We start from the raw sequence: 13,951 nt of genomic DNA on the forward strand, positions 1-13,951 counted from the left end.
GTGCACGAACTTCAGCCAAGGATCATCACAAGCCCGGCGAATCTTCGATAATGCCTAACATCACCTGCGCCGCATCAATATAGGTTTTTTCATTAATGAAGGCATGCTGAGTACCTGTATACAAATCTCTAAACGCACGCTCCAAGCGACTACCTTCTCGAATAGCTGAAGTACCCGCAGCCAAATGCGCCCACTGCACTATTTCTCGACTGGCCTCAGTCGCATACGTTGCTGCCATCCGCATTTCAGCACGCATCAAGGGCGTTAACTCAGCACCACTGGCAGTCTGTTTTTCCACATCACCAAATGTTTGCTCAACCAATAATTTTGCCGCACGCCACATCGCTTCGTGATGCGCCATATTGCGTTGAAACGTTTGCTTGTTCGCCAGGGTAGTAGGGTCACCCATTCGGGTTTTATCTTTGGCCAACTGAACCACATCATCAAGCATGCTGCGGGAAACACCCAGCGCCCAGGCAGCATGACCACAAGCAGTTAATGGCATGACTCCCAAGTTATACATATGACCACCGCGCTTGGCTTCGCGGGTAAACAATGGAAAAATTCGATGTTCTGGTACAAAGACTTCCTGTGCATTGTAATCATAGGAACCGGTGCCTTTTAAGCCCTGCACATGCCAATTATCGGTGAAGGTAATTTCATCACGAGGGAATACAGCGACGAACATTTCAGGCAAACCGTCATCCCCAATCTTCATTTCGCCGTCGTACAACGGAATAAAACCACCGACCACATATTCTGAATGCCCAGTCCCTGAACCAAAATTCCAGGCCCCGGAAACAGTATAACCACCCTCGACTTTGGCCCCCGTCCCATTAGGGAAAAACTGCCCCCCCATGGTGATTCGATTGTCGTTGGCAGTAAAGACTTCTTCAAAACCCTGGTCGGGTAAATACGCTGCCGCAAATGCCGTCGACGGAAAATTGGCAATGCCAATCCAGCCCGCCGACCCATCCTGACGCGCCAGCTCAATCCAGGTTTCAATTAATTCGGCATAGCCAGGTTCAACTCCTCCAGCCACTGCAGGGTTCATCCACTGCATCAAACCGCTACCCCAAAGCGCGCTTACAATTGCTGGCGATAACGTACGTAACTTTTCAGACTCTGCTGTATTATCGGTGACGACCTGCTCTATCGACTTGGCCATAGCCAAACCGGTACTGGGTGAAGGGGAGTTCATGGTAAAACCTCAAAGATGTTTATTATTAAGCTGGCAGCCACTATAACGAGATTTAACTACAAAGTTTATTAACAGATCTTAAGGTAAAACGAGGGCTCGCCATTAACAGCGAGCACGAAAGAGAAAGGCAGCAAAAAGCTACATCTAATAAATACCGGACATCCGCGCCAGTGCAATACTAAATATACTCAAGCCAGTAACAATAACTAATAAGATCACCAGTAAACGCAACGGCCGAAAGGGTTTGCGTTCCACCGAATTAACGCCTTTCGACAGGAATTCATCCACCTTGGCCTGATCTTCAGGGTAGAGCTTATTTTCATTGACCATCACATATTGCCCGCCAGTTTAAAAACCGCATTATGACAAAAGGGTAAGCCGCTGGCGAGGACCGTCAACGGCCACAGAGTTTAATCAGGACATTAATTGCAAATAAACTCGTCTACCGAGATAGCCATTAGATTTTCCGCACCGGAGAGCATCGCCTGCTTATGGCTTTCAGTTCTGGGCAATAAGCGCTGAAAATAAAACCGGGCCGTCTTCACTTTGGCACTGTAGAGCGGATCATCAGAGCCCGCCGCAATTTTTTGCAAAGCAACCTCTGCCATTTGCGCCCAAACGTAGGCAAAAGCGATATAGCCTGAGTACATCAAATAATCGACAGACGCAGCGCCCACCTCATTAGCATCCTCCACTGCTTTAGCCCCCACATCCATCGTCACTGCACCCCATTCTTTATTCAGCACAGCTAATGGCTCAATAAACTCTGCCAACTCGGCGTTATCTTTATTAGCCTCACAGTATTTATGAATCACCTTGGTGAAATTAGCCAATACTTTGCCGCCGCTACCCAACACTTTACGCCCAATTAAATCCAACGCCTGAATGCCGGTAGTTCCTCGTAAACTGTAGAAATTCGATTATCCCTGGCAATACGCTCCATGCCATGTTCTGCCACATAGCCGTGACCACCAAACACCTGCACCCCCAAATAAGTGACTTCCTGCGACGTTTCCGTACAAAACGCTTTTGCTATCGGGGTTAATAATTCCAATAATTGATTTGCTGTTTCTTGCTGGGACTCGTTACCATATTTTGTTAAATCAACCTGCTGCATCAACCAATAGATAAAGCCGCGCTGGCCCTCAACAAACGCTTTTTGCGTCATCAACATGCGGCGCACATCCGGATGAACGATAATGGGGTCAGCAGCGCCATTGCTATTTTGCGCGCCTGTTAATGCCCGCATTTGCAATCTTTCCTGCGCGTAGCTCAAAGCCCCCTGAAAAGAAATTTCACCCATCGCTAAACCTTGCAAGGCGGTACCCAATCTTGCGGTATTCATCAACTTGAACATGATTTCCAAACCGCGATTCTCTTCACCTAACAATACCGCTCTGGCGCCGTCGTAATTCATCACGCAGGTTGCTGATGCCTTTAATCCCATTTTCTTTTCGATGGAACCACAAGTAATATTGTTAAACGCCCCCATGGATCCATCTTCTTCCACCCAGTACTTGGGTGCGATAAACAAGGAAATACCTTTAGTCCCTGCTGGTGCCCCTTCGACCCGGGCAAGGATGGCATGCACAATATTTTCGGTTAAATCCTGCTCACCGCCAGAAATAAATATTTTGCTGCCTTGTAGCGTATAAGTACCGTCAGCATTTTTCATCGCCTTGGTTCTGAGTAAACCTACATCCGAACCACAGTGGGACTCAGTCAGACACATGGTTCCCGCCCACTCACCGCTCAGTAATTTAGGTATGTAACGTTCTTTCTGCTCAGTTGTGCCGCCATTAATCAAACAGGTCACCGGTGCTAACGCCAAACCACCGTACATACTAAAAGCCCAACTGGGCGAACCGACCATCTCTCCGACCACTGTACCGATAGAACCGGGCAAGCCCTGGCCGCCATCTTCCGCTGCAATACTCAAAGCCTGCCAACCACCTTCGCCCCACTGCTTAAACGCTTCTTTGAAACCATCAGGGGTCGTGACTTTTCCGTTTTCAAATTTGCAGCCCTGCTCATCAGCATTAGCAGCCATTGGGCTCACTACATTTTCTGCAAACTTGGCTCCCTCGCTAATAATCGCCTCCGCCAAATCCATACTCACCGCTTCACAACCCGATAACCCTGAATAATGCTGCTCGCTATTCAAAAAATCGTTAAGCACAAAATTGATATCACGCAGGGGAGCTTTATAGTCTGGCATGGCAAACCTCAATAAAAAAGCAGCGGATGCTGCACAAATAGACAGTGAATATTAAACGCCAATACTGATACAGCTTAGCGAGAAACTAAATGACAAAGGGGGGCAAAATTGTTGTAAATAGACAGGCGAATCAGGCCAACTGGTCGAGTACAGAACCGACATTTTGATTGCGCTGCACATTATCCAAAGTGACCAGCTGCTCGCCTAATTGGGTACTGCGACGGGCTAACGCTCTAAGCTCTTCTAACCGTTCTTCTCTAGCGGCTTTATCCCGCTGCTCTTGCTCACGCTGCTCTTCCTTCAGCTGTTCATCATTACGGGATTGAGAAGACTGCTCAGCTTGCTGGGCGCGCTCTTGTGCTTGTAATTCAGCAAGATCAGCTTGAGCCTGAGTTGAAATTTGACTGGCTTCAGCCGCAATACTGCGGTCTTGAGGAGATGGATTGGCAGGAGCAAGCGCTGCCCTGCGTACCTGTTCTGCTGCCGCCAGTGTAGCTCGAGGATCATCACCACCCGACGGCAATGAAATAGGCACTTCACCGCCCACCGCGTAATTTACCCGTCGGGGCCACGCTCAAAAGTAAAACTAGGGGCACCGGCATACTGACCACCAACTGATGCATGTGCTTGCTCGTGAGCACGCACCTCGCGATCACGGGATGCCAATTCACGAATTTGTTCCTGATCTTGCAGCTGCTGCTCTTGCTCGCGACGCTCTTTAACACGATCCTTTTCATCGCCACTGGCACGGGCCTCTTCTTCCTTATCAAAAACCGCTGACTCAGTAGCCGGCTGCTCAACGGGGCTAAAGACCTCTTCCTTGGCGTCAGCATTTTCCAGACCCACAGCCTGTTTGCCCACAGGGCTGAAGGGCGTGACGACATTGGCAAAAGCCGTTGTATTGATAGCTACGTTATTCATTCCGTTATTTCTTCATCGCTCTACAAACAAAAAAACCAAAGCCATCATGCCTTGGTATTGATCAAAGTCCCTAACACTTCATCAGCAGTGCGTACCACCGCTGTGGATGCCTGCACTTGCAACTCACTGACTTTTAACTGCACCACTGATTCGGTAATACTGGCCAAAGCATCATTGCTCTGCGCACCGCTATCACTCGCTGGCAGTGGCGCCGGTGGGTTCACCGGATCAGCGGCCTCACTGGTCGTAGCACGGGCAATATCCTGAGCAGCCTGACGAGCCGAATTCAGACCGCTTTGGACACCTTGTAAGCCTGCTGACAATACAGAATCAACCACACTAAGTACCTCTCAATTCTCAGTAATTCACTGTCGTGCGCGAAGCCACCACAGCGTAATCTGCACGCACTCATCTAGCCTGCAGACGCACCAAACGCCCGTCAATCAGATGGATTGACAGGCGCCGCTTAATCTTGATTATTATTTAAGCAAAAAAAACGCTAATGTTCCATCGACTAGTGCCGATACGGCACTATTACCCAAGATAATTTAGCTATAACTATCAGCGCTTTATAACCAAATCTATATTCAAGTAGCTACTGGCAAGATCTGCGCGAGGCTCCGCAAGCCGAGGAACCTCACCAAGACAAGGGGCCCTCAGCAGTGATTTGAGGGTATTTATGTTCTCTTGGTAGCAAGGCATCTCAGCATCCAGCTGATTTGCCACCCAGCCCGCCAGCGGCACCCCATCATGAGCGATAGCCTCCGCGGTCAGCAAAGCATGATTGATACAGCCCAATTTCATCCCTACCACCAGAATAACCGGGGTGTTGAGCTCCTTGGCCAAGCCAGCCATTGTTTCTCTGGCATTCAGCGGCACCCGCCACCCCCCCGCACCTTCGATAAGGGCAAAATCTGCCGGCTGCATTAAAGCGCCCCGGCAAAAACCCACTAACCGTGCCAAGGATAAGCGCTTGCCCTCTTGCTCGGCAGCAATATGGGGCGCGATGGCCGCTTGCAATGCGACCGGGTTTACTTGTTCATAGGGCAACGCTATTGACATGGTTTGCTGTAATAACAGGGCATCACTATTGCGTAATCCCTGCCCGGTTTGCTCACAACCAGCCGCTACCGGTTTTAACGCCAGGGTTGATAAGCCTTGCTGGTTTGCTGCGTGTAAAATCGCCGTCGCTATCAAGGTTTTACCAACATCGGTATCGGTACCGGCAATAAAAAATTGGTGTTTACTCATACGCTCATGCTCAGCTTTGCCCAATGACATCGCTCAATAGTGGTTTACCCAATACGCCATACCAGACTTGATAACTGGCTGGTAACAAGCCCTCACTATTGCGCTGCTGTTCGTAACCCTGCATAAATGCCTGCATTCTTTGCCTGCCCATTAAGCCGACTGGACGACCACTATTAACATTATGTGCACCAATACCCTTTAACTCCCAGGTTAATTCACGCAGTGACGAGTATTGCAAAGTAATCATCTCCTCTAACCAGGCGCTATTATGTTGATTATCAAAGCCGGCCCGCTTGATCGCCACCAGCAACAATTCTTTGGCCGCAAAACGATTCACATGCACATAATCATCCACCACCGACCACGCGCTACGTAATTCATGCAAGCTCTGAGGACCCAAGGTAGAAAAAATAAAACGACCGCCGGGTTTAAGCACCCGAAAAATCTCCGAAAATAATTCAGTATTATTTTCACACCATTGGATAGCCAGACTGGAATAAATTATATCGATGCTATTTGCGGCCAAGGGTAAACTTTCCGCATCAGCACACAACCAATTACCAAGCTGGCGGGCCGAACTATATCTGACCATACCTTCAGCCAAATCCAAACCAACAATATTGGAACCTGGATAATGACTTTGTAACTGCGGGGTAAAAAAACCTGTACCGCACCCCAAATCAAGTACTGTCTCTGCGTTTATTTCAGGCAAAAAATCCAGCAATCTTTTGCCTACTAGACGCTGAAATTCTGCCACACCATCGTAGGTCTCTGCCGCACGACTAAACGATCGGGCAACCTGCTTTTTGTCACGAGCTAATGAAGATGCAATATTTTTTTTAACAAGAAACTGTTGGATTTTATCCAAGGTTGTTTGGGCATGACTGATAAAAAATGCATGGGGAGCTGATTCCACTGTTTCGATATCCAGTGCCAAATTAGAAAAATGTTCAGCAACTGCAACCGGGACCAAATTGTCATTTTCACCAAACATCATCAAGGCCGGCAAAGTTAAACTATTAATATCGGCGGTAATATTTAACGACGCGAGCAAATCCAAAGAGGAACACAGGGTGCCATCAGTAACTGGCTCAGCTAAACTCCTGATCGCTTTTAATAACGTTTTTTGCTCACCCCCTCCTTGAATCTGTAAGCCCATAAAACGACTCAGCGCTTGCTGAGGCTTTGCGTTCAATGAAGTATGAAATTGCTGGAATACCGTTTCCGGCATTGCCCACGGCCATTGTGCATCAGCAACAAATTTTGTATTCGTTGCCAGCAAAATTAATGCTGTTACTTTTTCCGGGTGCTGAGCTGCAAGCTTGACAGCCAACATTCCCCCCAGTGAATAACCCAGGTAAATACCACTGCTCGGCGCCACATTAATAATTGCAGCCACGATTGCATCGTATTGGTATGGCACTTTTTCATCGCTACCACCATAACCTGGCAGGTCAATTAAATGCAGATTAAAGCGCTGCCGTAGTAACGGCAACCAGCCTTGCCACACATTGGAACCCATACCCCAGCCATGCAGCAACACCAGATCCAAAGCGGTCTCTTTGTTTTCCAAAGCAGCTAAGCGAGTGCAATGTAACGTCACCACGCAACCTCGGCTAACGCTGATAATAATTCTTCAAGTTGTTGTACAGTATGCGCCGCCGTTAAAGTAATTCTTAACCGGGCAGAATTAGCAGGCACTGTCGGCGGACGAATCGCACTAATTAAAAAACCTTTTGCTGCCAGCGCGTCGCTGATGACTAACGCCTGCTCACTACTACCAATTAATAATGGCTGAATAGCTGTATCAGAGGGCATTAGCGGCAAACCCAACGCCTGCGCTTGCGCCTTAAACAAGCCGATTAATGCCTGCAAATGTTGACGCCGCGCGGCATCACTTTGAATAATTTTTAAACTGGCCAAACTGGCTGCAGCTACCGCCGGCGGTAACGCCGTGGTGTATATATAGGACCTGGAAAACTGAATTAAAGTTTCGATTAAATCCTCACTGCCCGCTACAAACGCGCCGAAGCTGCCAAAACTTTTACCCAGCGTTCCCATCACTATTGGCAGCTGTTGCTGGTCAAGATTGAAAAACTCTGCACAACCTGCACCCCGCTGACCTAACACCCCAACACCATGCGCATCATCCGCCATCAGGCAGGCATCGTACTGCTCAGCCAACTGTGACAATGCCTGCAACGGCGCTAAATCGCCATCCATACTAAACACCGCATCGACCGCAATTAACTTGCGGCCAGCGTCAGCTTTTTGCAACCTGGTTTCAAGACTCGCAATATCATTATGCAAAAAACGTTGAAAGCGCGCGCCAGATAATAAACCCGCATCCAATAAAGACGCGTGATTCAATTTATCCTGAAAAATGAAATCATTTTTACCCAGCAGCGCGTTGATTACGCCGAGATTAGCCATATAGCCGGTTGAAAATAATAGCGCGCGATCGCGACCCAAGAAAGCTGCCAATCGTTGCTCTAATTGATGGTGTAAGCTGCTGTGTCCACACACCAAATGTGAGGAGCCGCTGCCCACGCCAAATTCAGATGCCGCTTGCTGAAAAGCGTCAAGCACATCAGGATGATTGGCCAAGCCCAAGTAATCATTACTACAGAAATTAATATAGGTTTTACCCTCCACCACTACTGTAGCGCCCTGAGCAGTGGCTAGCTCCCGGCGCTGTCGGTAGAGGTGATTGGCTTTGCGTTCAGACAGGGCTGAACTTAAATCACTAAAGTCAGCCATAATTGATCAGCAATAAAGTTACCAATAAAATCAGGCTTGGGCGGCGTTATAAAAGTACTTATCATTTTCCGCTTGCTGGATTTGCTCACGCAAGCGGTCTTCTTCGCCGTCATCACAGCGCTGGGCATCGCGCGCTTCTGGTTTGATCCCCAGTCGCTCAAACAACTGCAAATCTTTATTCGCTTCGGGGTTAGCGGTAGTTAATAGTTTCTCACCATAAAAAATAGAATTAGCACCGGCAAAATACGCCAGCGCATGCATTTCTTCATTCATTGATTCACGGCCCGCCGATAAACGCACATGGGATTCCGGCATTAAAATCCTCGCCACCGCGATAGTGCGAATAAAATCAAAAGGATCCAACTCTGCCTGATCAGCCATTGGTGTGCCTTCCACTTTTACCAACATATTGATCGGAACCGATTCAGGATGTTGCGGCATATTAGCTAATTGAATTAATAAACCAGCGCGATCTTTTACTGTTTCCCCCATGCCAACGATACCACCACTACACACTTTAATACCGGCTTCACGAACATTGGCCAAAGTGTTTAATCGATCAGCATAGGTGCGAGTGGTGATGATATCCCCGTAAAATTCTGGCGATGTATCAAGGTTGTGATTGTAATAATCCAGACCGGCCTCTTCTAATTCAGTCGCCTGTTCAGCGGTCAACATCCCCAATGTCATGCAGGTTTCCAAACCCATTTCCTTAACCCCTTTCACCATCGCGGTGACGTAGGGCATATCTTTTTTCTTCGGTGAACGCCAGGCCGCGCCCATACAAAAACGGGTGGCACCGGTATCTTTGGCCGCTTTTGCTTCCTGCAATACTTTTTCCACTTCCATCAGTTTTTCTTTTTCCAACCCCGTGTCATAGCGATTACTTTGCGGGCAATATTTACAATCCTCGGGGCAAGCGCCAGTCTTTATCGACAGCAGCGTACTGACTTGTACTTCATTCGGATCAAAATACTGCCGGTGGAGGGTTTGCGCTTGAAACAATAAATCATTGAATGGCTGTTCAAACAGTGCCTGCACCTCTGCTGAAGTCCAGTCGTGGCGAAGAGCGTGATTAGCTGTAGTCATTTGGGCTGTCATCAATAAATCCACATAATTAGTGCGCTAGAGCGGCTTACACCACACCGGTAACACTCAGGATAAAGGAACGCTGGCATTGCCACTGGCAAGGCCTTAAAGTGAGCGCAATCATAAGGATTATGACTTCGCTGTCAACCAACAAGGATAGATATGGTTAACAGATTTTTCCACTCAATCAAGCCGCTACTTACCTTAGGCCAGCTAAGCCAGTGCATACTCTGTGCCGCCCATGGCCAACAACAACTGGACCTCTGCACCGCTTGTGAACAAGAACTACCTTGGCTGGGCCACCATTGTCAGCGCTGTGCGCTACCACTCAGCCAGCCATCAGCAAAGGAATGCGGCCTATGCCAACAGCACCCGCCGCCATTTGCCCGCACCGTTGCCAGCTTTGCCTATGGCCCACCCATAGCCCAGATGATTAGCGGGCTTAAACACAATAAACATTACGGCTATGGTAGAACGCTATGTTTTATAAACACAAGAATGATAGCAAGTGCTTACTTACACAGTCAGTTACCCGACCTCATCATGCCCACACCGCTGCATTGGAGCCGCCGCCTGATACGCGGTTTTAACCAAAGCGACCTCCTCGCCCAAGATCTAAGCCAAAAATTGGGTATCCCACTCCGTCACGGTCTTATCCGCCATAAACGCACACCAGCACAGCAAAGCCTTAATGCGCAACAACGACGGCGTAATCTCAGGGGTGCTTTTGCGGTAAAGGCCGATATTGTCGGGCAGCGCATAGCCCTGATTGACGATGTGATGACCACCGGCGCTACCGTGCGGGAAATCAGCCAGTTATTAATAAAGGCTGGCGCAGCTGAAGTACATGTCTGGGTGTTGGCCAGAACAGCTACTTAACCGATAGCTCTACTCAACACTGACAGGCGAAAGAATTTACCTGCTTTCCACAGCGACCTCTTTATAATGATCGCCTGTCACTGGCCAAGCTTTTCATTATGCTCAAACCACTTATCATGCTAATCAGTCTGTGCTGGATCACGCTTACCCAAGCTGATTCTGCCCTGATCGCCTCAGCCAGTAATTTTCAATTTGCCATGCGCGATTTGACCACTGCTTTCGAAAGCCAGTATCCCCATCAAATCAGCCAAACTTATGCAGCCAGCGGCGTACTTTATAATCAGGTTAAACAAGGGGCGCCTTATCACGCAATACTATCGGCCAATGAGATCTACCCTGAGTTGCTAGCTCAACAAGGCCTGGGACTTAATCCAACACGCTTCACTTATGCTTTGGGCCAACTAGTACTAGCCAGCACCAAAAAACTTCCCGCAAATGACCCCGAGCAACTCACCCACTACCTTACCGAATTGGTTAGCGCCGGAGGCAGGATCGCCATTGCTAATACCGACACTGCACCCTACGGTATTGCCGCCCAGCAGACCTTGGCGTCATTAAAACTGTGGCCACTACCCAAACAACAAATAATACGGGGTAATAATGTCGGTCAGACATTTCAATTTGTGATGACAGGAAATACTGACGTAGGATTTGTCGCGCTTTCGCAGCGCTTGCAAGATAAAAATTCCACACTAAGTTACGAACTCATACCGCAACACTGGTACCAGCCAATACAGCAACAGGCGATCCTGCTACAATCCGGCCAGAACAATCCAGCGGCGATAGCTTTTTTAGCTTTTTTAAAAACCGATCAAGCTAAAACGATTATTCAACGCCACGGTTATACTATCCCTGATTGAGTATTTACTGAGATTACTATGCTGCCAGCGCAAGACATCGCCGCTATATTGCTCACATTGAAGCTGGCAGCGGTAACTACCATTATTTTATTGGCATTAGGCACACCTCTGGCTTGGTGGCTGGCTCATAATCGCTGGCGAATAAAGCCGATGCTCGAAGCGATCATCGCCTTACCGCTGGTACTGCCTCCGACGGTCATAGGTTTTTATTTACTGCTCGCTTTTTCACCGAATAGTAGCTTCGGACAATTGTGGTTCAGTGTTAGCGGACAACCACTCGCTTTTACCTTTAATGCCTTGGTCATTGGCTCGGTGCTGTACTCACTTCCCTTTGTGGTGCAGCCGCTGCAAGCGTGCTTTGAACAATTACCGAATAAATTACTGGAAGCAGCCGCCACCATGGGCGCTGATTTTAAAGACCAATTTCTAACTATTATTCTACCGCTGAGCAAACGCAGTTTTATTACCGCGGCCAGTTTGGGCTTTGCCCATACCGTAGGCGAGTTCGGCGTGGTATTGATGATAGGTGGTAATATTCCTGGCGAAACGCAAGTGGTCTCTATTGCGCTGTATGACAAGGTAGAAAATTTGCAGTACGCCGAAGCCCATTGGTTAGCTGCAGGGCTGGTGTTGTTTTCTTTATTATTGTTATCACTGATTTATAAACTCAATCGTCCGCAAATGCTGACTATTAACAAAGGTCTGCGACCATGAGTTTAATCGCCAAGCTGGAACTTAATCGCAGGGACTTTAGTTTAACGATTGATACCACTATCGAAACTACCGGCATCACTGCCATCTACGGGCATAGCGGCGCTGGCAAAACCACCCTGTTGCGCTGGCTGGCCGGACTGGAACCAAATTCCCCAGGGCAGTTACAATTTAACGATCAATACTGGCAGCATGGCGATCATTTTTTACCAACCCAGCAGCGGCAGATTGCCTATGTTTTTCAGGATGCCCGACTGTTTCCCCACCTGACTGTGCAAGGTAATTTGGACTTTGCTTATCAACGGCGCTTTAATAATAACGGCCCGACTATGGCGCAAGTCAGTGAATGGTTTGAGCTAAGCGAGCTGCTCGCTAAAAATAGCACCGAACTTTCCGGTGGCGAACAGCAACGGGTTGCAATCGCCAGAGCCCTGCTCAGCAGCCCGCAGTTGTTATTAATGGATGAACCGCTGGCATCGCTCGACAGCAAAAACAAAGCGGTGATCTTGCAGCACTTGCAACGGCTCCATCAACAACTGCCTACACCCACACTCTATGTCAGCCATAACATAGAGGAAGTAAGCCGATTAGCGGATCAATTAATCTTAATAGAGAAAGGGCAAATTACTGCCCAGGGCCCGCTGCTGGATTTATGTTCACGACTGGATTTAAGTTTGAGCCATGAAGAAAACGCCGCCAGTATTATCATGGCAACTGTACAGCAACATGATAATCACTATCAGCTCACTGAATTATTAATTGATGACACATTACCGCTGTTCTTAACCCAAATGCATGCCACTATAGGCGACGCCGTTGCCGTTCGCATTCCTGCTCGCGATGTGAGCATCACCCTGGAAAAACCGGATCAAACCAGTATTTTAAATATTATACCAGCGACGGTGGATGACATAGAACAGTCTGCCGCTGCCCGGGTACTGATCCGTTTAAAAGTTTCCGAACAATTCTTACTCGTTCGGCTCACCCATAAATCCGTTGACCGACTGCAACTTACCATCGGCCAAACGGTATACGCGCAAATTAAAACCGTCGCCTTACTCAGTGAAAACCCAAGCCTATGAGCAAAACCCATCCTTATGAACTACTCACCCCTGAGCTGGTTATCGATGCCGTGGAAAGCACCGGCTGCTTAAGTGACATGCGAATATTTCCGCTAAACAGTTATGAAAATCGTGTTTACCAGGTTGGCATCGACGATGGTGAACCGGTTATTGCCAAATTTTATCGACCTGAACGCTGGAGCGACGAGCAAATTCAGGAAGAACATGATTTCAGCTATGAACTGTTTGACGCCGAGATCCCTGTTGTGCCACCCAATAGAAATCAGCACGGTGAAACTCTGCTACAACATCAGGGTTTTCGTTTTTCAGTCTATCAACGCAAGGGCGGGCATGCGCCCGAACTTGATGACATGGACAGTCTGTTAGTACTCGGCCGCTTAGTGGGACGTATTCATGCGATGGGAGCACTGAAAGACTTTCAGCACCGCCCCGCTCTTGATATCAAAAGCTTTGCCGAGGACAGCTACCAATTGATTAGCGAGCAGTTTATTCCAACCGATTTAAAACTACCTTATACCAGCCTATGCGAAGATTTAATTCGCATGATAAAAATACGTTTTGAAGAAACACCCTTTACCCCTATCCGGGTTCACGGCGACTGTCATTCAGGCAATATTTTATGGCGTGGCGACTCACCACATTTTGTCGATCTTGATGACAGCAGAATGGCACCTGCTATTCAGGATTTATGGATGTTTATTTCCGGCGATAGACCAATGCAAACCGCCGGCATGTCTGAAGTCGTGGAAGGTTACAATGAATTTTTTGACTTTGACCCCCGCCAACTACATTTAATCGAGGCTATGCGCACATTACGTATTATGCATTACAGTGCGTGGCTAGCTAGGCGTTGGCAAGACCCCGCCTTCCCGCACAACTTTCCATGGTTCAATAGCCAGCGCTACTGGTCTGATCATATTTTGGAATTGCGCGAACAATTGTCCGCGCTCAATGAACCCGCACTGCAACTTTTTTAAAC

Annotated in this window: 14 protein-coding genes and 1 pseudogene; 5 read left to right on the forward strand and 10 right to left on the reverse strand. The window is 48.2% G+C overall.

Going from position 1 to position 13,951, the window contains the following annotated elements:
• Nucleotides 1-25 precede the first annotated feature (25 nt).
• The 10 genes and pseudogenes from UNITIG_RS10380 to bioB form a co-directional block, all read right to left on the reverse strand.
• Entirely contained in the window at nt 26-1,201 is a 1,176-nt protein-coding gene (locus tag UNITIG_RS10380; RefSeq protein WP_101758314.1) for an acyl-CoA dehydrogenase family protein, read from the reverse strand.
• Nucleotides 1,202-1,345: 144 nt separating this feature from the next.
• Nucleotides 1,346-1,531 carry a DUF3094 family protein gene (locus tag UNITIG_RS10385; protein WP_101758315.1) on the reverse strand — a complete coding sequence of 62 codons (186 nt, stop codon included), beginning with the start codon at nt 1,529-1,531 and terminating at the stop codon, nt 1,346-1,348.
• Nucleotides 1,532-1,623: 92 nt separating this feature from the next.
• Nucleotides 1,624-3,419, reverse strand: a pseudogene (locus tag UNITIG_RS10390) (acyl-CoA dehydrogenase C-terminal domain-containing protein).
• A gap of 130 nt (nt 3,420-3,549) precedes the next feature.
• Entirely contained in the window at nt 3,550-3,966 is a 417-nt protein-coding gene (locus tag UNITIG_RS25075; protein WP_255399474.1) for a putative metalloprotease CJM1_0395 family protein, read from the reverse strand.
• 8 nt (nt 3,967-3,974) lie between these two features.
• Nucleotides 3,975-4,340, reverse strand: a complete 366-nt coding sequence (locus UNITIG_RS25080) for a putative metalloprotease CJM1_0395 family protein (protein ID WP_200821267.1) — start codon at nt 4,338-4,340, stop codon at nt 3,975-3,977.
• A 44-nt stretch (nt 4,341-4,384) separates the two neighbouring features.
• Nucleotides 4,385-4,678 (reverse strand): hypothetical protein, encoded by a 294-nt coding sequence (locus tag UNITIG_RS10400; RefSeq protein ID WP_101758316.1) that lies wholly within the window; start codon nt 4,676-4,678, stop codon nt 4,385-4,387.
• Nucleotides 4,679-4,901: 223 nt separating this feature from the next.
• Complete coding sequence (bioD, locus tag UNITIG_RS10405) at nt 4,902-5,591, reverse strand: dethiobiotin synthase (RefSeq protein ID WP_101759252.1); 690 nt, start codon at nt 5,589-5,591, stop codon at nt 4,902-4,904.
• Between the two features lie 10 nt (nt 5,592-5,601).
• Complete coding sequence (bioC, locus tag UNITIG_RS23560) at nt 5,602-7,194, reverse strand: malonyl-ACP O-methyltransferase BioC (RefSeq protein ID WP_200821268.1); 1,593 nt, start codon at nt 7,192-7,194, stop codon at nt 5,602-5,604.
• The gene (bioF, locus tag UNITIG_RS10415; protein ID WP_101758318.1) at nt 7,191-8,351 is read right to left on the reverse strand and encodes an 8-amino-7-oxononanoate synthase; all 1,161 of its coding nucleotides are present in this window, start codon (nt 8,349-8,351) and stop codon (nt 7,191-7,193) included. Before bioF ends, bioC begins: the two co-directional genes overlap by 4 nt.
• Before the next feature lie 30 nt (nt 8,352-8,381).
• Nucleotides 8,382-9,452 carry a biotin synthase BioB gene (gene bioB / locus UNITIG_RS10420; RefSeq protein ID WP_369809160.1) on the reverse strand — a complete coding sequence of 357 codons (1,071 nt, stop codon included), beginning with the start codon at nt 9,450-9,452 and terminating at the stop codon, nt 8,382-8,384.
• 150 nt (nt 9,453-9,602) lie between these two features.
• Between bioB and UNITIG_RS10425 the strand changes: the two genes are divergently transcribed.
• The 5 genes from UNITIG_RS10425 (at nt 9,603) to UNITIG_RS10445 (ending at nt 13,949) form a co-directional block, all read left to right on the forward strand.
• Nucleotides 9,603-10,319, forward strand: a complete 717-nt coding sequence (locus UNITIG_RS10425; protein ID WP_101758319.1) for a ComF family protein — start codon at nt 9,603-9,605, stop codon at nt 10,317-10,319.
• A gap of 98 nt (nt 10,320-10,417) precedes the next feature.
• Nucleotides 10,418-11,179, forward strand: coding sequence for a molybdate ABC transporter substrate-binding protein (modA, locus tag UNITIG_RS10430; RefSeq protein ID WP_101758320.1), 762 nt, complete (start codon nt 10,418-10,420; stop codon nt 11,177-11,179).
• 18 nt (nt 11,180-11,197) lie between these two features.
• Nucleotides 11,198-11,893: a molybdate ABC transporter permease subunit gene (modB, locus tag UNITIG_RS10435; protein ID WP_101758321.1), complete on the forward strand. Its 696-nt coding sequence runs from the start codon at nt 11,198-11,200 to the stop codon at nt 11,891-11,893.
• Entirely contained in the window at nt 11,890-12,972 is a 1,083-nt protein-coding gene (modC, locus tag UNITIG_RS10440; RefSeq protein WP_101758322.1) for a molybdenum ABC transporter ATP-binding protein, read from the forward strand. The genes modB and modC overlap by 4 nt, the downstream gene beginning before the upstream one ends.
• On the forward strand, nt 12,969-13,949 hold the full coding sequence (locus tag UNITIG_RS10445) for a serine/threonine protein kinase (protein WP_101758323.1): 981 nt from the start codon (nt 12,969-12,971) through the stop codon (nt 13,947-13,949). The genes modC and UNITIG_RS10445 overlap by 4 nt, the downstream gene beginning before the upstream one ends.
• The last annotated feature ends 2 nt before the right edge of the window (nt 13,950-13,951 follow it).

It is taken from the genome of Oceanicoccus sp. KOV_DT_Chl, from assembly GCF_900120175.1.
In the GTDB taxonomy this organism is placed as follows: Bacteria; Pseudomonadota; Gammaproteobacteria; order Pseudomonadales; family Dasaniaceae; genus Oceanicoccus.

Excerpts from the sequence above, each read along its gene's own strand:
- UNITIG_RS10380 (WP_101758314.1), bottom strand. The coding sequence starts at position 1,201 with ATGAACTCCCCTTCACCCAGTACCGGTTTGGCTATGGCCAAGTCGATA.
- UNITIG_RS10385 (WP_101758315.1), bottom strand. The coding sequence starts at position 1,531 with ATGGTCAATGAAAATAAGCTCTACCCTGAAGATCAGGCCAAGGTGGAT.
- UNITIG_RS25080 (WP_200821267.1), bottom strand. The coding sequence starts at position 4,340 with ATGAATAACGTAGCTATCAATACAACGGCTTTTGCCAATGTCGTCACG.
- bioD (WP_101759252.1), bottom strand. The coding sequence starts at position 5,591 with ATGAGTAAACACCAATTTTTTATTGCCGGTACCGATACCGATGTTGGT.
- bioF (WP_101758318.1), bottom strand. The coding sequence starts at position 8,351 with ATGGCTGACTTTAGTGATTTAAGTTCAGCCCTGTCTGAACGCAAAGCC.
- bioB (WP_369809160.1), bottom strand. The coding sequence starts at position 9,452 with ATGACAGCCCAAATGACTACAGCTAATCACGCTCTTCGCCACGACTGG.
- UNITIG_RS10425 (WP_101758319.1), top strand. The coding sequence starts at position 9,603 with ATGGTTAACAGATTTTTCCACTCAATCAAGCCGCTACTTACCTTAGGC.
- modA (WP_101758320.1), top strand. The coding sequence starts at position 10,418 with ATGCTCAAACCACTTATCATGCTAATCAGTCTGTGCTGGATCACGCTT.
- modB (WP_101758321.1), top strand. The coding sequence starts at position 11,198 with ATGCTGCCAGCGCAAGACATCGCCGCTATATTGCTCACATTGAAGCTG.
- modC (WP_101758322.1), top strand. The coding sequence starts at position 11,890 with ATGAGTTTAATCGCCAAGCTGGAACTTAATCGCAGGGACTTTAGTTTA.
- UNITIG_RS10445 (WP_101758323.1), top strand. The coding sequence starts at position 12,969 with ATGAGCAAAACCCATCCTTATGAACTACTCACCCCTGAGCTGGTTATC.